Genomic DNA, 19829 nt, shown 5'->3' with positions numbered 1-19829 from the left:
ATGAGTGGACACCTTGCAGAACGCAGCCGGAAAGCCTACGTTGCACTCGGTCTCGTCATGGTCGCAGTAGGAGCACTCGCGACCGCTACCTCCGTCGCCGTATACCGGGGAAGCTTCACCTCCGCAGTCCCCGTCAAGCTCTACTCCACCCGAGCGGGCCTGATGCTCGAACCCGGCTCGGACGTGAAGATGCGCGAGGTCGTCGTCGGCCGGGTCACGGAGGTGAAACTGGTCGACGGGCGCGCCGAGATCTCGATGGACATCGACAAAGGACGTGCGCAGTCGATCGCCGCGAACGTCTCCGCCGCGATCGACCCCACCACCTTGTTCGGCCGCAAGTTCGTCACCCTCGCCCAACCGGACTCTCCTTCGCCGGAGCCCCTCTCTGCCGGCACGGTCCTGTCGACAGGACGGGTGGCCACGGAGGTGAACGACCTCCTCGAGTCGTTGGTCACCGTGCTACGGACGGTGGAACCGGAGAAGGTCAACGGAACGCTCAATGCACTCGCCACGTCGCTACACGGCCGCGGCGACCAGCTCGGTGACACGTTGGTCGAACTCAATACCTACCTGGCGAGCTTCAACAACAGCCTGCCCACCCTGCGGCGCGACCTGGTACGCGGAGCCGAGACCACCGACGTCCTCGCGGCCGCGGCACCGGACGTGATGGAAACGGTCGACCACGCGAGCACGACGGCGACGACCCTCACCGACCGCCAAGACCAGTTCACGGCATTCCTGCTCAGCTTCACCAACTTCGGCAACAGCGGACGCTCCTTCTTCGAGGCCAGCGGAACCCCGCTGACCGAGTCGCTGTCCTCCCTGGCCCCGACCACCGCACTGCTGGCGCAACGGGCGCCGACGCTGCCCTGCCTGGTCGAGAGCCTCGTGCAGACCAACACCTACCTCGAGCGCACAATCGGCGGTAGTGATCAGCCCGGATTGAACATCCTCGGCACCCTGCTGATGGGGGATCCGCCGTACACGAATCCGGCCAACCTCCCGGTGGTGCGTGCCAATGGACCGGTCGCCTGCTACGACTGGACCCAACCGCAGGGACACACCGATTTCGACGACGGCAGTGCCGCCTACCGACCCGCACGCACCCCGATGGATCTGATCGGAAACCCCTTCGCGCAGTTCTTCCTAGGAGGTCTGCGATGACGAAGACGTCACCCAGCCTGAAGTTGCTGATCTTCGTACTGGTGACCACCCTGACGGGATTCGGTGTCGCAACGGTAGTCGGGAACCTCCGTTTCGGCAGCACACACACCTACAGTGCGGTCTTCACCAGCGCATCCGGCCTCGGAAGCGGTTCAGACGTGCGGGTGGCGGGAGTGCCCATGGGGAAGGTCACCGACGTCTCGGTCAACTCCGACGGCACGGCGTTGGTCACCTTCTCCCTCTCGACCGAGCGCCCGCTGACCGCGGCGACCGAGGCGAAGATCAAGTACAAGAATCTGATCGGCGACCGCTATGTCGACCTGTCCCCGGGATCCTTCGACCCGAGCCCGCTCCAGGATCCGATACCACTCGCTCAGACAACGGCTGCCTTGGATCTCGACCAGGTCGTCAACGGCTTTCGTCCCCTGCTCCAGGGCCTGGATCCGGACCAGACCAACCAACTATCCACGTCATTGATCCAGGTGCTCAACGGGCAGGAAGCCAGCATCAGCCAACTGATCTCCCAGATCGACACCTTCACCAACGCACTCGCCGACCGCGACCAGGCCATCGGCCAGGTCATCGCGAACTTCAACACCGTGCTCGGGACCGTCAACAACCGACGCGACCAATTCGCAACCCTGGTCGACCAACTACAACAACTGGTCGCCGGCCTCAACGACGACCGGGATCTGATCAGCCACTCACTGGGCCAGATCGACGACGCCTCGAAGGCCATGGCGACCGTTCTCACGGAGAACCGGCCCACCATCGCCCAGGATGTGTCCGCGCTCGGCGACCTGGCCGGCCAGCTCAACACACAGACCGACACCGTGAATCTCATTTTGAGCAAGCTTCCCGAGACCTACCGGCTGACCGCGCGGGCAGGCGGATACGGAAGCTTCGTCAACTTGTTCGTATGCGGACTGGCAATCAAGTACGCGCAGGGCCCGGGCGGAGTCACGCCGATGTTCACCGCGCCCGCCGAAAGGTGCAAGTGATGGCAACCAAGTCGTTCCTCGAACGGAACCCGATCCGACTCGGTGTGATCGGAACCCTCGTCCTCGTCGGCGTCCTCGCCGTCGCACTCAACTTCGACACCATCCCGGGCCTCGGCGCGAAGACGTACCATGCCGAGTTCCTTGACGCCAGCGGCCTCGTGGTGGGTGACACCACCCAGATCGCCGGCGTCAAGGTGGGCAAGGTGCGGGAGATCTCCCTAAACGGAGACAAGGTCGACGTCGAATTCGACGCAGACAGCGGGAACGCGCGCCTGGGCAACGACACTCGTGCTGCCATCAAGGTCGAAACCGCACTCGGGCGCCGATACATCGAACTGACCCCGGAGGGAGAGGGTGAGATGGGGCGAGGCGACACCATCCCGTTCTCACGCACCACGTCCGGTTACGACGTCACCCGCTCGCTCGAAGAAGTAACCGACAAGCTCTCCCAGACGGACACCGTCGATTTGTCCGGTGCCCTCGACCAACTCTCGGCGGTCGAGCAGGCCCTGCCACCCGACCTGAAGTCATCGCTGACCGGCCTGTCCCGGTTGTCCGAGACGGTGGCAAGCCGGGACGCGGACCTGCGTCACCTTCTGACAAACACCGCAGGCGTCAGCACCGTACTCGCCGAGCGCAGTCAACGGGTGGCAGACCTGTTCGGTCAGGGACACACCTTGTTCGATGCCCTCAACCAACGCGCCGACTCCATCCACCGCATCCTCGTGCAAACCCGCCAGATCGCCGACGAACTGACCGCCCTCGAGCGGGACAACGAGGCCACACTTGCGCCCACTCTCGAACAGATGGACACCTTGGTCACGACCTTGAATAGCAACTACGACAACATCAACGCCTCCCTGACCGGGCTCGAGCGTTACTCCCAGCAGATCGGCGACGTCTTGGGCAGCGCACCGTTCTTCAGCGCTCTCCTGCACAACATCCTTCCCGCGAACCTGGCCGGTCAGGTTCCCGGCAGCCTCGGAGGTCCCCGATGATGGCCACGAGGACCACCTCGCGTGTGCCGGCGAAGATTCTGCTTCTCGTCGTGATCGTCGCCGCCCTGGTACTGGGCACCGGAGCCTGGGTCGCCGGGCACTCCACGCACCACATCACCGCCTTCTTCCGCAGCACGAGCGGACTCTATATCGGCGACCGTGTCATGATCCTCGGCGTCGAAGTCGGCCAGATCAACGACATCGTGCCCGAAGGCGACCAGGTCCGCGTCGAATTCAGCTACAACGGACAGTACGACGTCCCCGCCGACGCCAAAGCTGCCATTGTCGCCCCGGTTCTGGTCACCGGTCGGTACATCCAACTCGCCCCCGCGTACGTCGGCGGCGACAAGATGGCAGACGGGCAAACGATCCCCGTCGAGCGCACCGCAGTTCCAGTCGAATTCGACGAGGTCAAGGAACAGGTCGTCAAGCTCACACAGGACGTGGGACGCACACCCGAGAACCCCGACGGTTCGCTCAACCGCTTCGTGACAAACACCGCGGATGCTCTCCGCGGTAACGGGCAAACCCTGCACGACTCGCTGGTACAGCTCTCCGACGCCACCAGCACCCTCAGCAAAGGCGGCGAAGATCTGTTTGGCTCGGTCCGAAACCTGCAGACCTTCACCTCCGCCCTGGCCGCCAACGAACAACAGATCACCGCGTTCAGCCATGAACTGGCCACGACGTCGTCGATGCTCAACGACAACCGCACCGAACTCGACGCCCTGCTCAACAGCATGCTCGCGACGTTCAACGAGGTCACCGCGTTCCTTCAGAACAACCGTGGGGCACTGACCACCGACGTCGGCAAGCTCACCGACCTCACCCGCCAGCTCGTCGACCGGGAAGACACCCTCGCCTCGATCCTGCACACCGCGCCGACCTCACTGTCGAACTTCTACAACATCTACGATCCCGACTCGAACTCGCTGACGGCCGCGATCGCAGTATCCGACCTTCCCCCCGACCCCCGATCGCTGATTTGCGCGTTGCTCACCACCGCCAATGCGCCGGCCGACGAATGTTCCAAAGCCACCGGTGCGCTCGCCAACGGATTGGTCCAGAAGGCGGTGGCACCGGCACCGGCACCGGCACCGGCACCGAGCGGGGGAACACGATGATCTCGCTCAGACGACTGAGTGCCTGCACCGCCCTGACACTCGGTGTGGCGGTGACCGTTACCGGCTGCCGCTTCGACGGAATCAACTCGATCCCATTGCCCGGCAACGCCATCAGCGGTGACACCTACGAAGTCACGGTCGAACTGGCCGACATTCAGAATCTGGTGGGCAACTCCCCCGTGAAGGCCGACAACGTGATCGTCGGAAACATCGCCCGCATCGGTGGGGAGAACTGGATCGCGCGCCTGACACTCGAACTGCGCGCGGACGCACAGATCCCGGCGAACGTCGGCGCGAAATTGGCGCAAACCAGTGTTCTCGGTTCCCAGTACCTGGAGCTGTCGGTTCCCTCCGGTGAACAACCGGTCGGGACGCTGACGGACGGCGCCGTCATTCCCATCGCCCGCACCAGCCAGTACGCGTCGACCGAAGAGGTTTTGTCGGCACTGTCGTTGGTGCTGAATGGCAGCGGACTGCAGCAAATCCGCACGGTCACCTCCGAACTCGTTCGGGTGCTCGACGGTAGGGAACAGAACCTGCACGAGCTGTTCGGCAACCTCGAGACCGTCATGGGAAACCTCGACCGACAACGCGCGGATATCGTCCGGGCGATCGATGGACTCGACCGCCTCGGCGCCGAGGTCGCGGCGCAGAACGCCACCCTCGATCGCGGCATCGAGACGATCACCCCAGCGGCACAGGTACTCAACGATCAGCAGCAGCAGCTGACGACGATGCTGACCAGTGTCGGCCAGTTCGGCGACGTCGCGACCAAGGTCCTCAATGGTAGCCGCGAGGATCTGCACGCCAATCTCACTGCCCTGCAGCCGACCCTGAGCCAACTCGCCTCGGTAGGCGATTCCATCCCCGAGGCCCTCAAGATCGCTGCCACGATTCCGTTCCCGGTCGAAACCACGGATCGGGCGATCCGAGGCGACTACGTGAATTTGTTCCTCACCCTCGATCTGACTGCCGAGACGGTGGGCGGCAAGGTCCTCGGAAGCATCCCGGTGTCCGAACTGGCGGGACTGAACCCGGCGCGGCAGGCGGCGAACCCGCTACTCGTTCCCACCCAGCGGCCCGCGAGCGCACCACCGGCCGCGACCCCGGCCGCCGGTACGCTCCAACCGCAGGGAGGTCAGCGCTGATGCGCACGAAACTGGTCCGCACCCAACTCGTGATCTTCACCATCGTCGCGGTCGTCGCCGTCGCCAATTCCGTCTACAGCTACATGGGCTTCAACCGGCTCTCGGGTATCGGAATGTACTCGGTCGATGTCGAACTCGAACGCGCCGGCGGCCTGTACGCGAACGCCCTCGTCACCTACCGCGGTGTCGATGTCGGTGTGGTCAGGTCGCTCGACGTGACCCCCGATCACGTGACCGTGCACCTACAACTGGACTCGGACCACCCGATCCCGACATCGACCGACGCCTACGTGCGCAGCGTCTCGGCGATCGGCGAACAGTACGTCGATCTGGTGCCGACCACATCCCAGGGTCCGTTCCTGGCCGACGGCGACGTCATCGATCGATCCCGGACAACGTTGCCGGTGCCGGCAGCGCAGGTCGTCGACGAGGTCAGCACCCTCCTCGACGGACTGCCGAAGGACGACTTGAAGGCCACGGTCGACGAGGCCTACACCGCCTTCGACGGTGCCGGTCCCACCCTCTCGCGTCTGATCGACTCGTCCCGCCCGCTCATCGCCCTCGCCCAGGCCAACCTGGGCCCGACCACCACCCTGATCAACGACGCGGAACCGGTTCTGACGGCGGTGAACACAGCGGGTCCCGATATCGCCAGCTTCTCCACCGACCTGACCTCGTTCACCGAGCAGCTGACCATGAACGACGCTCAGATCCGAGGAACCCTCGACAACGGTCCCGCCTTCTTCGATGCGTTCGGCGGCACACTCGCCGACCTGCAGCCGTCGCTGCCGCTGCTGCTGGCGAATCTGCAGAGCGTCGGAGAGGTATTGCGAGTCAACGTTCCCGGTATCCGCCAGATCCTGGTGATCTACCCGGCAATGTCCGCCGCGATCAATCACATGCACCAGGGTGTACAAGGCGCGGACCGCACCTACGGTCAGGGCCCACTCGATATTAAACTCGGCAACACCGCCAACCCGCTGCCCTGCACCGAGGGCTACGAGCAGACACAGCGCCGCGATCCCGGCGACCTATCGCCGGCCGAACCCGCCGCCGACCCGTACTGCAAGTTGCCCCCGAACGAGCCGCGTGTGGTGCGCGGTGCCCGGAACCTTCCGTGCGCCACCGACCCCTCCGTGCGGACCGCGGAGGTCGGCGAATGCCCCGGCGGTCTGCCGTCCACCTGGCCGCAGATGCTGGCCCGGCCCGGGCAGCCCTACGCCCCGGCACCGAGCGCACCACCCGCACTGCCCACGGTGCCGGAGCCGGAACAGTCGGACATCGCTGAGCAGGCTCCGGTCTCCGCGGCCCCGGCGACCTGGTCCAGCCGGCAGGCCCCGACGGTCGCCACCGCACCCTACGACCCGATCACCGGTACGTTCCGCGCCCCGGACGGCGCCCTGTACTCCATCGACGCCACATCCCCAACCCAGTCCGAGGAGGAACTGACATGGCAGAGTCTGCTGCTGCGCTAGCACCGGACACGATCGACGACGACAACGTCCTCGATCGACCCGAACGGCCGCCCGAAACATCGACGGACGCCGCCGAGGACTCCGGTGGCCCCGCCCGGCGGGGAGGCCGTGCCACCCTCGCTGCGGTCGTGTTCCTCGGTGCGATCGTGCTGGCCGGTTCGGTGTTGGGGTTGAGATCGTGGAGCGATTGGCGGACCACCGAAGCCGCCGCGGCCCGTGATGTCGCCGTCCTCGATACCGCCACCGCGATGGCGACCAACTTGGTCACCCTCCGTCACCAAAGCATCGACGAGGACATCAAGAAGGTCGCCGACGGCACGACCGGACCCTTTCACGAGCAATTCGCCACGTCCTCGGGTGGTTTCGGGGATGTGCTGAACCAGGGTCAGGTCGAGTCAACCGGCGCCGTGAAGTCCGCCGGCATCGTCGACTCGACGGACGATCACGCCACCGTCCTCGCGGCAGTGACGTCGACGGTCAAGAACACCGAAGCCCCCGACGGTGAAATGCGGGTCTACCGCATGAAAATGACCCTCGACCTCGTCGACGGTCGCTGGCTCGTATCCAACGTGGAGTTCGTCGCATGATTACCTACATCGCTCGCATCACCTCGTTCTTCGGCACGTGGAGCAGCCGTAAACGCACACTGTTGGTCGCCGGCCTCGGCGTGCTGGCCGTCGCGGCGACAGTCGGCAGCGCGACACTGACGATCCGCGCCCACGAAGGGCGTAGCCAGGAGGACACCCGGCAGCAGGCCCTCACACAGGCGGCGCAACTGGTGCCCGACATCCTGTCCTACGACTTCAACACGGTCGACGACCACTTCACCAGTTCGCTCGAGCACCTCGGGGGCGAGTTCCGCAGCCAGTTCGAGAGTGTGAGCAAGGACGTCATCATTCCGTCCGCGAAGGAGCGGCAGGTGGTCACCTCCGCCACCGTCGTGGAGTCCTCCGTCGTCTCGGTCGACACCGACGCCGCCACCGTGCTGATGTTCCTCAATCAGTCCACCACCAGCACCGACAATCCTGCGCCCAAGCTGGACGGCAGCCGCGTCCAGGTGTCGTTGCACCGCGACGGCGATTCCTGGCAGATCACCGAGATGACTCCGGTGTGAACCACGGCACCGCCTGTGTGATGTATCCCTATCCGCAAATTCACGGACCGACGTAAGGAAAACTCGATGGGTGTCGAAGTTTCAGTCAGCGACCTGACCAAGTCGTTCGGCTCGCAGAGGATTTGGCAGGACGTCTCGCTGACCCTTCCCACCGGTGAGGTCAGCGCGTTGCTCGGCCCATCGGGTACGGGTAAGTCGGTGTTCCTGAAGTCGTTGATCGGTCTGCTCCGCCCGGAGCAGGGCTCGATCGTGATCGACGGCACCAACATCCTCGAATGCTCCTCAAAGGAGCTCTACGAAATCCGCAAGCTGTTCGGGGTGCTGTTCCAGGACGGCGCCCTGTTCGGGTCGATGAACCTCTACGACAACGTCGCGTTCCCACTACGCGAGCACACCAAGAAATCGGAGTCCGACGTCCGCAAGGTCGTCATGGAGAAGATGGAACTCGTCGGCCTCCTCGGCGCCGAAGACAAACTGCCCGGCGAAATCTCCGGCGGTATGCGCAAGCGCGCCGGCCTGGCCCGCGCCCTGGTGCTGGACCCGCAGATCATCCTCGTCGACGAGCCGGACTCCGGTCTGGATCCGGTGCGCACCACCTACATCTCCCAGACGCTGATCGACATCAACGCCGAGATCGACGCGACGATCCTGATCGTCTCGCACAACATCAACCTCGCCCGCACGGTGCCCGACAACATCGGCATGCTCTTCCGCCGCAAACTCGTGATGTTCGGCCCCCGCGAGGTGCTGCTCACCTCGGACCAGCCGGTGGTCAAACAGTTCCTCAACGGCACCATGATCGGCCCGATCGGAATGTCCGAGGAGAAGGACGAAGCCACCATGGCCGCCGAACAGGCGATGGTCGACGCCGGCCACCACGCCGGCGGTGTCGACGACGTCGAGGGCATCGTCCCGCAGATGAAAGCCACCCCAGGGATGCCGTTCCGGCAAGCCGTCGTCCGCCGCCAGGAACGCGTCCGGCACATCATGCACACCCTGCCCGAGAGCGCCCAGATCGCAATTCAGGAAAGTTTCGAGGAACACCAGCTCTACAGCGACTTCGATTCCGCCACCGAGGAACTCGGCGTCGTCGACGTTCATGATTGGAGCGCCCCGTGACCGAACTCATGGCACGAGCTAGCCCGGCACCGGACCTCGAAGACGACTGTCCGATGTAGAGAAACGAGCAAACGATGTCCGACCCCTCCGCCATCATCGCGGCGATCGTGATCGCCGCCGGTGGCGCCGCGAACAACACTGACCTGCCGCCAGAGGTGAAAACGCAGGTCACCGACACCCTGGCCGCCGTCGAACAGGCAGCACCGGCCCTCGATCAGCAGGTCGGGGACGTGATGGCGACGCTTCCCGCCCCCGTACAGCAATTCGCGCAGCAGGGGATCGACAATGCCGCGCAGGCGTTGTCCGGGGTGATTCCTCCTCAATCCCCTCCCGCGCCGCCGCTCCCGCTCCCTCCGGCGGACACGCCGCCACGCCCGGAATCTTCCCCTGCGGCACCCGAACCCCCGGCCGACAGCGATGTCGTACCCGAGCCTGGCAATACCGACAGTTCCGGCGACTCGAGCTGGGCAGACACAAGCGCCACCGACACCGCGTTTGCCGCACCGACCAGTAGCGTGCTGCCCCGCCTCACCTTCGCCCCCGGTAATGCATTCGCCACCTTTGCGCCCTGGTTGACCAAGGCCGGCACACTGTGCGACGGGATCACGGCACCGACACTGGCGGCACTCTATTCAGCGGAAAACGGGTTCCGCTACGGCCCCTCCGCACCGGTCTCACCCGTCGGAGCCAAGGGGCCCGGCCAATTCATGGAAGGCACCTGGCGCAGCTACGGCAAGGACGCCGACGGCGACGGCACCGCCGATATCCTCGGTGTCGCGGACTCAGTCATGGCGTCGGGACATCTCCTCTGCGACATGTACACCCAGATCGACAAGTGGAAGCACCAAGGACGAGTTCGCGGGGACACGCTCGATCTCGCGATCGCCGGATACAACGCCGGGGTTGGCGCCGTCCTCGCCTCCGGAGGCATGCCCTCCGGTAGCCCCGACTACGAGAACCAGACCAAACCCTACGTCGCGAAGATCCGCGCAACCCAGGACTACTTCGCGCGACTGCTCTCCCCCTTCGGCGGACCTGCCCTGTCCGAGCTGGGCGCACGGGCCGTCGAGAGCGCCATGAACTTCCTCGGCCTTCCCTACGTGTGGGGTGGCGGCAACATCCACGGCCCCTCCCAAGGCGGATTCGACTGCTCCGGCCTGACCTCGTACGCGGTATACACCGCGACCGCCGGCAAGGTGACGCTCCCCCGCACCTCCGAAACCCAATGGAATGTAGGGGTCGAACGGCCGATGCCGGAGGCTGTACCCGGTGACCTGTTGTTCGGGAACTGGGGACCGAACGGGCCGGGACACGTCGCGATCTACATCGGAAACGGGCAGATGATCCATGCACCCACGACCGGCGACGTCGTCCGTGTGGGCCCGGTGTTCGACGACATGAAGGCGCGCCGGGTGTTCTGATGCGCACAGTGATCCTGTTGTTTTTGTAGGTTCTCGTGATTGATGTCGCTTTTCTCATTGATCTGTCGCCCCGATGTCGCTTCCGACATTTTAGTGAGAATCGTTCTCGGCGTGTCTGCGGCCTGATCCTGGGCTTGGTCGGTTGGGTGTCCGCCATGCCTGATGAGGGCAGCCTGATGTGGGCGGGTTTGGCGGGAGTTGTGCCGGGATCCGAAGTGGCCGTGCGGTTCCGTGGAGACTCCGGATGGTGACGGCGCTCGCTGAAAATGGATCTGGCGCACTTTTCGTGATTCTGTTGTCGGCCTTAGCTATACGGTATGGATGACGCGCTTGCGGAGCAGGTCCAGGTTCGCGCGTCCGTACATCTGACGTTTAAGCTTTTTAAAAGTTACGTGGAATCTGGCCGTGGGGACGATCATGTCTCCTCGGTGTTGACCACGAACTGAGGAGATGGTTTGAGCGGCACGGTGGTGTTGGAGGAGAAGTGGCCGGTGCTGGGCCGGCATGTGCAGGCGGCCGGGTGGTTGCGGGTGTGGACCGATCTCGGGAGGGCGCCTCGGACGATCGACGCCTACGCCCGGGGGCTTGCCGAGTACCTGGAGATGTGCGAGCGGGAGGGCGTCGACCCGCTCACGGCGAGCCGGGCGCATGTCGGCGTCTATGTGCGGGAGTTGACCGACCGGCCCAGCCGCCGTGGCGCGAATGTGGTGTCGCTCGATTCCGGATCCGGGCTGGCGAATGCCACCATTCAGCAGCGGCTGGTGCCGGTGCGGCTGTTCTACGACCACCTCATGGAAGAGGGCCTGCGCGAGTCCAATCCCGTTGGCCGGGGACGTTTCACACCCGGCCGACGCGGTGGCGGGCATCAGCGGGGGTTGGTGCCCCGGTTGACGAAGCTGCCCTGGGTCCCGACCGAGCGGCAGTGGGCGGACATACTGACCGTCGCCGCCGAGGAACCGGTCCGCAACCGGGTGATGCTGGCGCTGGCCTACGATGCCGCGCTGCGTCGTGAGGAGCTGTGCGCGCTGCGTACCGACGATCTCGACCCGGCCCACCGCACCCTGCGGATTCGGGCGGAGACGACGAAGAACCGGCTCGAGCGGGTCGTGCCCTACTCGGCTCCGACCGGGGTGCTGCTGTCGGACTATCTCGCGCATCGGGCGAGACTCAGCAGGGCACGCGGATCGCTGTTTCTGTCGGAGTCCCGCCGCAATCACGCGCAGCCGTTGAGCCTGTGGACGTGGTCGAAGGTGGTGCGACGGATCGCGCTGGCCGCCGATGTTCCGCGGTTCTCCACGCACACCACCCGGCATCTGTGTTTGACGGATCTGGCCCGGATGGGCTGGGAGCTGCATGCGATCGCGACCTTCGCCGGGCATCGCCACACGGACTCGACGCTGCGCTATATCCACCTGTCCGGGCGGGATCTGGCCGACAAGCTCGGCCGCGGCATGGACCACATCCACGCCTGGCGCATCGGAATGCTCACCGGCGTTGATGCCGCGACCGCAGGAACACCACATTGACCGCGCCGCTGTCGGGGACCCTCGAACCGGACCTCGAATCACGTTGGTGCTCACCGCTCGTCGCGCATCAATTCGACACGACTGTCGACCTCCGAGGCGACGAGGTCCGGGCCATCGGTGAACTCGGCGTGCGCAACCTGCGGCGGCTGCAGTATCACGATCCGCACGCGCCGGGCTGGCAGGTGATCGGACGACTGCTGCGACCGCTGGAGACGTTCAACGCAGGACTGGATTCGCCGGCCACCGCGCATCGGCGGCGCGCCATGGCCGACGCCGTCGCGGTCCTGCTGGTGCGCTGCGCCGAGGTGGAGCGGACCTTCTGGGGCTGGAGCACGCAGGAATGGTTGCATCTGCTCGGCGGTGATCAGGCCGAGTTCCGCCGGAACGCACCCGCCTGGGCCGGCGACGAGGTCCGCCCCTATCTCGCGGCGCACGCCTACCTGCTGGGCTCCTTCACCGAGTTCCACCGGCTCGGCAGCTTCCAACGCCTGACCCTGTCGTGGCGGATCTTCGGGCGCGACCGAGTCGACGGCGAGATCGCCCGGCTTCGTCAGGTGCTCGCCGAGTGGGGTTATCGGCTCGGACGCGGCGACGACACGCTGCTGCCGATGGTGGCCTGCCAGCTGTTCCTGCTCAGCCGCAGCCCGCACCTCGAGGACCTCGGCACCGAGCTGTTCGATCGGGTCCGCCGTGACGGACTGCTCGGCGGCGCCCGGCTGAACGCTGTGCATGCCGTGCAGCGGGCGGTGAATGCTCTCGGATTCTGTGACCCGCCGCCCGCGACGACCGGTCGTGGCACTGCTCGGGCGGCCGGCGGTGCGCAGATCTGGCAGCGGTGGGTTGTGCGCTGGTACGCGACCTCGACATTGACGCCGCGGGCACGCGGCAACGTCCGGTCCCGCCTGCTCAAGGTCGGCCGCTGGATCGCAGCCGAGCATCCCGAGGCCGCCGATCCGACGGCGTGGACCCGGCAGACCTGCGCGACCTGGGTCGCCGCGCTGGACCGGATGAACGTCGGCGACTACGTGCACCGCACCACCGGACTCGATAAGCGCATCGGCAAGCCGCTTCAGGCCTCGACCAAGGACGGTCACCTCTCGGCGATCCGGAGGTTCTTCACCGACTGTCAGGAATGGGAATGGCTGCCGCGACGCTTCGATCCTGGGCGCGCACTGGCCACTCCACGCAGCATCACCGCGCTGCTCGGTCCGAACCCCCGGGTAATCGCCGACGACATCTGGGCGAAGCTGCTCTGGGCGGGACTGAATCTGTCGCACGCCGATCTCCCCGAGACACAATCCGGGAACTTCTACCCGTTCGAACTCGTCCACGCGATCACACTGTCCTGGTTGTTCTCCGGACTGCGCAGCGACGAGATCACCCGCCTGCGGGTCGGCTGCATCCGCTGGCAGCACGACGACACCCCCATCGTCGGTGACTCCGATCAGGTGCTGGCGCGTGACGCGGTCTGCCTGCTCGATGTCCCCGCGCACAAGACCGGCACCGCGTTCACCAAGCCGGTCGACCCGATCCTCGGCCAGGCCCTCGACACCTGGCATACCCTCCGACCCTCACAACCGGCCCGTGATGTGATCAAAGCCAAATGCGCCCCGTTCCTGAAGCTCGGCAAACCCGAGCGACGCAACCGGATGGTCAACGAGGACGACCACACGATCGTCAGGACCTATGGTGCGCAGTACCGGGGATTGGTGGAGTACTACCTGCTGGCCGGTGATGTCTATCGACTGAACCGGTTGGAATGGGTGATGAAGACCTCCATGCTCAAAACGCTGGCCTGCAAACACAACTCGACGGTGACCACGATGGCGGACCGTTACAAGACCACCATCTCCACACCGTCGGGGCCACGCAGGTGCTTCGAAGCACGCGTAGAGCGCGAAGGCCGTCAACCACTGATCGCACGGTTCGGTGGGATTCCCCTGCGGCGCAAGAAACACGCGGTCCTGACCGATCGCATCCCGCGCCCGGTCACCGTCCGCCGAAAAGAGCTGGTTACCCGGCTCCAGGCAGGACGCTGCGAGCTGTGCACGCAAACCGGCACGGTGGATGTCCACCACGTCCGCGCGCTGGCCGAGCTCCACAGACCGGGACAACCGCAACCCGTGTGGAACCAACTCATGGCCAAACGGCGCAGGAAAACCCTCGTGGTCTGCGCCGACTGCCACACCACGATCCACAACGGGTAGTCAACCGCGCCACCCACGCAGTAGTCACTGGAGAGCCGTGATGCTCGGAAAGCGAGCACGTCCGGTTCGGGAGGGGGTCGTCGGGTCGGGTCCAGCTGCGCTGGCACCACGCCCGACGGCCTACCTCATTGGTCGGACCGTACAAGAACAACGGTGCCGAGTATCAGTCGAAGGGTGAACGAACATCTGTTCCTCACCACCTTGCGGTTGACCGACCCAAAAGCGACTGGGCAGGACTGACCCTCTACGGAATCCTCCGTGAACTCCAACGTGCACTTGCCCGTTGGATCGGTACCTGCCCGCTCTGTCACCACACCTTCCCGACCTAACAAAGTCCTATTAGTGACTACCAGGCAACACGTGACGGCTTTTCTGAGGATGTGATCTCGATGCGAGCACGGCCGCCGGCGGCCTCACCTCTGCAGCTCTGCGCCGAGTTTCGCCACCGTCACCCCGCACTCGTGATGCCCGCCGACTACGTCACCGAGTGCGGCTTCCGACTGGGACGTTGGCAGGACCGTCAGCGGGTTGCCCGCATGCTCGGCACCCTGCCGCCGCAACGCATTACGCAACTCGATGCGATCGGCTTCGTGTGGACCGATGACAGCGCGCCGCTCCCTGCCGTGCCACCGGCCGAGGGCAAGCGGCGACGGATGCTCACCGAAATCGCAGCCTACCGCGAAGAACACGGCGACGCACTCGTCCCCGCAAACTATGTCACCGCCGACGGTGAACAGGTGGGCCAGTGGCTCTACCGGGCAGTGAAAAAGTGGCGAGCCAACGCACTGCCGGACAACGAGCGGCGCCCCCTCGCAGTCCTCGGGGTGTCCCCCGGGCCGCGCCCACGGGGACCACGACTCTCAGCGCACCCGATGGGATAGCCACCACCACCTGTCCCTCAGACAGATCGACACTCGCGCTCTATGAGGCGGACAGGGGTAGCGCCCATCCCAGTCGGCCACAGCCACGACGAGGCGAAGGACACGGCGTCCGGACTGATAGCCGTGCACATGCTCCGGCGCTCGGCGAGGTGAAGGACTGTCAGATTCCAGTCGATGTGGACGGAGTCGATGTGGACGAAATAGATCAGAACTTCTCTGCCGCACTCCAAGACGGCCACCGGCCAACCCTGCTTCGGTCGCGTAGTTCCGGGACTTTCGGCCTCCAGCCAGAGACGTACTCGCTGAACCACACGCATCTTCACTCGTGCGTCAGCACGCATTTCGACTCGCCTGCCAACACGCACCGCTTCACGCATATCAACACGCAGCGCGTCACGCACATCAACACGGGTCATTTCACGTACATCGACCCGCATTAATCTCGCGGTCAGGGATACGCGTGGTGACCGCATGGGAATCGGGAAGTACCCGGTCCCCGGCGCACCCGGTGCCGGGGACCGCCGGCTGGACGGGGCCGTCCGGACCCGTCCAGCCGTCAGTTCCGTTAGTCCGCGCCGTACAGTTCGGCGGTGTAGTGGACCGCTCCCCTTCGCTGTGCTTCGTCCCAGTCGACGCCCATCACGTCGGCCAGATGGTGCAGATCACCGAGGAAGTCCCCGAAGACCGTGATGGCCTCCTCCTGATCGGTATTGCATGTGCGGGCGTAGGTGATCAGCCCATCGCTTGCCCGCACCGCGCGGACACCGTTGTCGTGGACCTGAGAACCCTCGTCGTACTCGTAGGTGAAGTTCGGTCGGGTCCGCCCCGCGAATGCGGCCGCCAGCTGGGCTGGCGAGTCGACGTCCGGCAGCCGTTCTGCGCGGAACTCGGTCATGATTTCATCGGACATTGTCCAAATTTTCTTTCGTTGTGATGTGTTGCTACACAGCGGGAGTGCAGTGCAGCGCGGCCAACAGGGCGGTATTGGTGGCGTGCGCGGTCGAGGGTTCGGTGTAGGCGAGTACGTCGGCGCTCGCGTCATCGATGACGACGCTCATGTGGGCGCGGTGGCGGGAGAGCATCACGCAGGCGCGGCCCGGATCGAGGCTGAATGGTTCGGCGGTGCGGTATCCGGCCAGTGGATGCAGCACCACCACAGCGGCACGCTCGAGCCCTTGCAGTGAGTTCGCGGTGCCGACCAGCACGTCTGGGTGCTCGGACAGGAGGGCACGGATCGCCGCCGCCTGCGTCACGTGGGGAACCACCACCGCGATATCGGTGGCGTTCATAGGTCGTTGGTCCTCGGCGGTGACGAGCTCCGCGTCGAGTAGCTCCCGTGCCCGCTGTGCGCACGCGGTCACCAGCGTCGGGTCTGACGGGCCACCGCAGACCGTGACGGGGTGGTGCGCCAATTCGGGCAGCACGACTCCGCCCGAGTCGGTCAGGTGCTCCGGTGGTCGTCGGGAGGTAAACGGCAGGTCGGGGTAGAACAACGGTTGAATCAGGGCGGTGGTGCCGGGTCCGAGCCGCCAGGTGTGGCGCAGCCGGACCACGCCCACCGCGTCGCCGTGTGCGGCTTGCAGCGCGATCGGTCCCGGCAGGTTCGGGGCGGTATTGAACCGCCCTGGATCGAGTGGAGACTTCGTTCAGGCCACCTCGGGGATGGAGGTAGCGGTGGGGCGCTGCTCACGGTAGCGCGTCTCGTACTCGATCGGCGAGAGATAGTCGATCGACGAATGCAACCGGTCCGCGTTGAACCAGCGGACCCAGTCGGCGGTCTCCCGCTCGACCTCGGCCCGACCGGACCAGGACTGTGCCCGGTCGATCAGCTCGGTCTTGTAGAGCCCGATCGTCGACTCCATCAGAGCGTTATCGAGGGCGTCCCCGACACTGCCGATGGAACCGGCGATCCCGGACTCGACCAGAGACTCGGTGAAGGCAAGGGACGTGTATTGACCAGGCTCAACCGGTGGAAGCAACACCTCGATAACGGAGGTGTGGGAATGGGACGACCACCCGGGTGGGCAGCAGCGTTGACGGGGCGTGCGGTGATGCGGTCACCGGGACGGCCTCCGATACGCCGAGATCTAGAGCGGGCATTCTGGACGCGGATCGCCGAGGGTCTCACGAGCGACGACGCAGCGACCACATGCGGCGTGTCGGGGCCGGTGGGGACACGGTGGTTCCGCCAGGCTGGTGGGATGCCACCGATCGAGTTGACCCCGGTCTCGGGGAGGTACCTGTCGTTCACCGAGCGTGAGGATATCGCGCTGCTGCGAGCCAAGGGTATGAGTATGCGCGACATCGCTGACCGGATCGGACGGTCACCGTCGACGATCTCGCGGGAGTTGCGGCGGAACGCCGCCACCCGCAATGGCAAGCTCACATACCGAGCGTCGACCGCACAGTGGAAGGCCGACCTCGCCGCGAGGCGCCCAAAACCAGCGAAGCTCGCCGAACACGATCGGCTACGAGAATATGTGCAGGACAAACTGTCTGGTGTGATTCGTGCCGACGATGGAACCGTGGTGTCCGGTCCGGATGCGGCTTGGATTGGCCGAAACAAGCCTCGGCGCGGTGATCGTCGGTGGGCGACGGCGTGGAGTCCGGAGCAGATCTCGAATCGCCTACCGATCGACTATCCGGAGGACCCGACGATGCGCATTTCACCTGAGGCGATCTACCAATCGCTCTACATCGAGGGTCGCGGCGGCCTGGAGCGGGAGCTCGTCGCGTGCTTGCGCACCGGCCGGGCGCTGCGAAAGCCTCGTGCGCGAGCACGGAAGCAGCGCACCGGATTTATCACCGAGAAGGTGACCATCAGCGCCCGTCCGGAGGAGGTCGAGAGCCGGAAGACGCCGGGGCATTGGGAGGGCGACCTCATCATCGGTCTGACCCGGTCCGCGATCGGCACGCTCGTCGAGCGCACCAGTAGATTCACGACTCTACTACACCTGCCGCGACTGAAGGGCTATGGAACAGCGGCGATGGTGAAGAACGGGCCGGCGCTGTCCGGATATGGTTCGGAGTCCGTTCGTGATGCTCTGGCCGCGACGCTGTCACCGCTGCCCGAGCATCTACGCAGATCCGTGACGTGGGATCGCGGAAAGGAACTCGCGCGTCATGCCGAGCTGACGGCATCTACGGGTATCCGTGTCTACTTCTGTGATCCGTACAGTCCATGGCAGCGCGGAACGAACGAGAACACGAATGGGCTCCTCCGGCAGTATTTTCCGAAGGGAACTGATCTGTCGCGATACAACTTCCGTGAACTTCAGGCGGTCGCCGATGCGCTCAACAACCGCCCCCGAAAAGTGCACGGTTGGAGAACTCCAGCGGAAGTGTTTGCCGAACAGGTACACTCGTCCTCACGGCACGGTGTTGCGACGACCGGTTGAATCCGCCTTGACTTCCGGCATCGGAATGATGAACCAAACCTGTTGATGTGAAAAGGAAGTCAGTTCTTCGTCTCGTGAAGAGAGCTTGCTCGAGAACACCGCTGACCAACGGTGTGGACTTCGTCGTCATCACCCGCCAACCCAATATTCGACGCGAGAACACGTCGACACAGAACGCGGTATAGACGAACCCGGCCAGCGTCCAACAGTAGGTGAAATCGGCTACCCACCATTGATCCGGGCTTTGCGGTGCGGCCCAGTTCCGCTCGATCAGGTCCGGATGCCGGGGCGCTCGCTCATCGCGTTCGGTGGTGACCGTGCGTCGTCTGCCCCGGACCGCGCCGGTGATGCCGGTGATCGACATCAGCCGGGCCACCTGGTCTCTGCCTATCTGGTGACCAGCGCGTTTCATCGCGTGCCACATCTTGCGGACACCGTAGACCCGCCGATTGGCCACATACACCGCATGGACGGCGTTCGCGGCGTAGGCGTCGGCCAGTTCGGCGGCGGAGATCCGTCCGCGAGTCTTCGCCTTGTAGTAGGTGGACGGGGCGATGCTGATGCCGTGCTCGGTGAGCACGGCACAGATCGGGTCGACCCCGAATCGTTCCCGGTGGGCGTCGATGTAGTCGACGATCACCGCAGTCGGCGGTCGACCTCCGCCGCCGCGAAAAACGCACTCGCGGTCTTCAGTATTTCGTTGGCCCTGCGTAATTCGTCGTTCTCTTTACGCAGGCGACGTACCTCGTCGAGGTCGATTGGTTCCCCCGCTTCCGAGGTGGTCGGGGCGTCGTTCCGCTCCGCGGCTTCGATCCAGTTCCGCAACGTCGCCGGCGCGATGTCGAGCAGTTCGCCGACGTGGCGACGGGCGGCGACCTTCGAGCCTCCGTGCTCGGCGATCCGGTCCCGATACATCCGGACCGCCCGTTCCTGGGTCTCCGCGTCGTACTTCCTCGGTGCAGGCATACCAGCATTCTCCTTGTTAGATCAGGAGCCTCCACCTCGTCCAGGACGGTTCATATCGCTGCCGTCCCATCGAGACACGTCGCCGGTCACCACCGGATCGATCTGACCGGGATCGCCCACACAGACCACCTGCCTGGCCATGGCGCCGAGTGCGCCCAGATCGGCGTAGGTGCATTGCCACGATTCGTCGAGTTCACTGCTCAGCCCGAAAGATTCTGGGGCACAATGCCACGTCAGAAGTCTGAAGCGCTGTGTCATACATGTGTGCGACTGACATTCGGCGGCCC

Annotated in this window: 15 protein-coding genes, 4 pseudogenes and 1 other annotated feature; of the genes and pseudogenes, 14 read left to right on the top strand and 5 right to left on the bottom strand. The window is 65.0% G+C overall.

What is annotated here, in order from left to right:
• From ACH49N_RS33845 to ACH49N_RS33785, 13 genes are all read left to right on the top strand, one after another.
• A complete protein-coding gene (locus ACH49N_RS33845) occupies positions 1-1164 on the top strand; it encodes an MCE family protein (RefSeq protein ID WP_317747688.1) in 1164 nt (387 codons plus the stop codon).
• Positions 1161-2165, top strand: a complete 1005-nt coding sequence (locus tag ACH49N_RS33840) for an MCE family protein (protein WP_317747689.1) — start codon at positions 1161-1163, stop codon at positions 2163-2165. Before ACH49N_RS33845 ends, ACH49N_RS33840 begins: the two co-directional genes overlap by 4 nt.
• Positions 2165-3163 carry an MCE family protein gene (locus ACH49N_RS33835; protein WP_317747690.1) on the top strand — a complete coding sequence of 333 codons (999 nt, stop codon included), beginning with the start codon at positions 2165-2167 and terminating at the stop codon, positions 3161-3163. Before ACH49N_RS33840 ends, ACH49N_RS33835 begins: the two co-directional genes overlap by 1 nt.
• Positions 3160-4287 carry an MCE family protein gene (locus ACH49N_RS33830; RefSeq protein ID WP_358277031.1) on the top strand — a complete coding sequence of 376 codons (1128 nt, stop codon included), beginning with the start codon at positions 3160-3162 and terminating at the stop codon, positions 4285-4287. Before ACH49N_RS33835 ends, ACH49N_RS33830 begins: the two co-directional genes overlap by 4 nt.
• Positions 4284-5435: an MCE family protein gene (locus ACH49N_RS33825; protein WP_317747692.1), complete on the top strand. Its 1152-nt coding sequence runs from the start codon at positions 4284-4286 to the stop codon at positions 5433-5435. Before ACH49N_RS33830 ends, ACH49N_RS33825 begins: the two co-directional genes overlap by 4 nt.
• Positions 5435-6910: an MlaD family protein gene (locus ACH49N_RS33820; RefSeq protein WP_317747693.1), complete on the top strand. Its 1476-nt coding sequence runs from the start codon at positions 5435-5437 to the stop codon at positions 6908-6910. Before ACH49N_RS33825 ends, ACH49N_RS33820 begins: the two co-directional genes overlap by 1 nt.
• Positions 6886-7497 carry a hypothetical protein gene (locus ACH49N_RS33815; protein ID WP_317747694.1) on the top strand — a complete coding sequence of 204 codons (612 nt, stop codon included), beginning with the start codon at positions 6886-6888 and terminating at the stop codon, positions 7495-7497. Before ACH49N_RS33820 ends, ACH49N_RS33815 begins: the two co-directional genes overlap by 25 nt.
• Positions 7494-8024: a hypothetical protein gene (locus ACH49N_RS33810; protein WP_317747695.1), complete on the top strand. Its 531-nt coding sequence runs from the start codon at positions 7494-7496 to the stop codon at positions 8022-8024. Before ACH49N_RS33815 ends, ACH49N_RS33810 begins: the two co-directional genes overlap by 4 nt.
• A gap of 66 nt (positions 8025-8090) precedes the next feature.
• Positions 8091-9143: an ABC transporter ATP-binding protein gene (locus ACH49N_RS33805; RefSeq protein WP_317747696.1), complete on the top strand. Its 1053-nt coding sequence runs from the start codon at positions 8091-8093 to the stop codon at positions 9141-9143.
• 74 nt (positions 9144-9217) lie between these two features.
• Positions 9218-10564 (top strand): NlpC/P60 family protein, encoded by a 1347-nt coding sequence (locus tag ACH49N_RS33800; RefSeq protein ID WP_317747697.1) that lies wholly within the window; start codon positions 9218-9220, stop codon positions 10562-10564.
• A 455-nt stretch (positions 10565-11019) separates the two neighbouring features.
• Positions 11020-12090 (top strand): site-specific integrase, encoded by a 1071-nt coding sequence (locus tag ACH49N_RS33795; RefSeq protein WP_317747698.1) that lies wholly within the window; start codon positions 11020-11022, stop codon positions 12088-12090.
• Positions 12087-14297, top strand: coding sequence for a group II intron reverse transcriptase/maturase (locus ACH49N_RS33790; protein ID WP_317747699.1), 2211 nt, complete (start codon positions 12087-12089; stop codon positions 14295-14297). Before ACH49N_RS33795 ends, ACH49N_RS33790 begins: the two co-directional genes overlap by 4 nt.
• Positions 14298-14686: 389 nt before the next feature.
• Entirely contained in the window at positions 14687-15178 is a 492-nt protein-coding gene (locus tag ACH49N_RS33785; RefSeq protein ID WP_317747700.1) for a helicase associated domain-containing protein, read from the top strand.
• A gap of 565 nt (positions 15179-15743) precedes the next feature.
• Here the strand turns inward: ACH49N_RS33785 and ACH49N_RS33780 are convergent.
• From ACH49N_RS33780 to ACH49N_RS33770, 3 genes and pseudogenes are all read right to left on the bottom strand, one after another.
• A complete protein-coding gene (locus ACH49N_RS33780; protein ID WP_317747701.1) occupies positions 15744-16088 on the bottom strand; it encodes a hypothetical protein in 345 nt (114 codons plus the stop codon).
• 31 nt (positions 16089-16119) lie between these two features.
• Positions 16120-16794 (bottom strand): annotated as a pseudogene (locus ACH49N_RS33775) (AAA domain-containing protein); the annotation flags it as partial.
• Between the two features lie 30 nt (positions 16795-16824).
• Positions 16825-17133 (bottom strand): annotated as a pseudogene (locus ACH49N_RS33770) (transposase); the annotation flags it as partial.
• Between the two features lie 48 nt (positions 17134-17181).
• Between ACH49N_RS33770 and ACH49N_RS33765 the strand changes: the two are divergent.
• Positions 17182-18576, top strand: coding sequence for an IS30 family transposase (locus ACH49N_RS33765; protein ID WP_317747702.1), 1395 nt, complete (start codon positions 17182-17184; stop codon positions 18574-18576).
• Between the two features lie 7 nt (positions 18577-18583).
• Here the strand turns inward: ACH49N_RS33765 and ACH49N_RS33760 are convergent.
• Together ACH49N_RS33760 and ACH49N_RS33755 are read right to left on the bottom strand one after the other, a co-directional pair.
• Positions 18584-19542, bottom strand: a pseudogene (locus ACH49N_RS33760) (IS3 family transposase); the annotation flags it as partial.
• Positions 19124-19255, bottom strand: a sequence feature (AL1L pseudoknot). Its footprint overlaps the pseudogene before it by 132 nt.
• A 54-nt stretch (positions 19543-19596) precedes the next feature.
• Positions 19597-19734: pseudogene (locus ACH49N_RS33755) on the bottom strand (helicase); the annotation flags it as partial.
• Positions 19735-19829 lie beyond the last annotated feature (95 nt).

Origin of the sequence: Rhodococcus sp. NPDC019647, assembly GCF_044389235.1 — a bacterium.
Lineage (GTDB): Bacteria > Actinomycetota > Actinomycetes > Mycobacteriales > Mycobacteriaceae > Rhodococcus_F > Rhodococcus_F oxybenzonivorans.
This window is presented reverse-complemented; position numbering and strand designations above follow the sequence as displayed.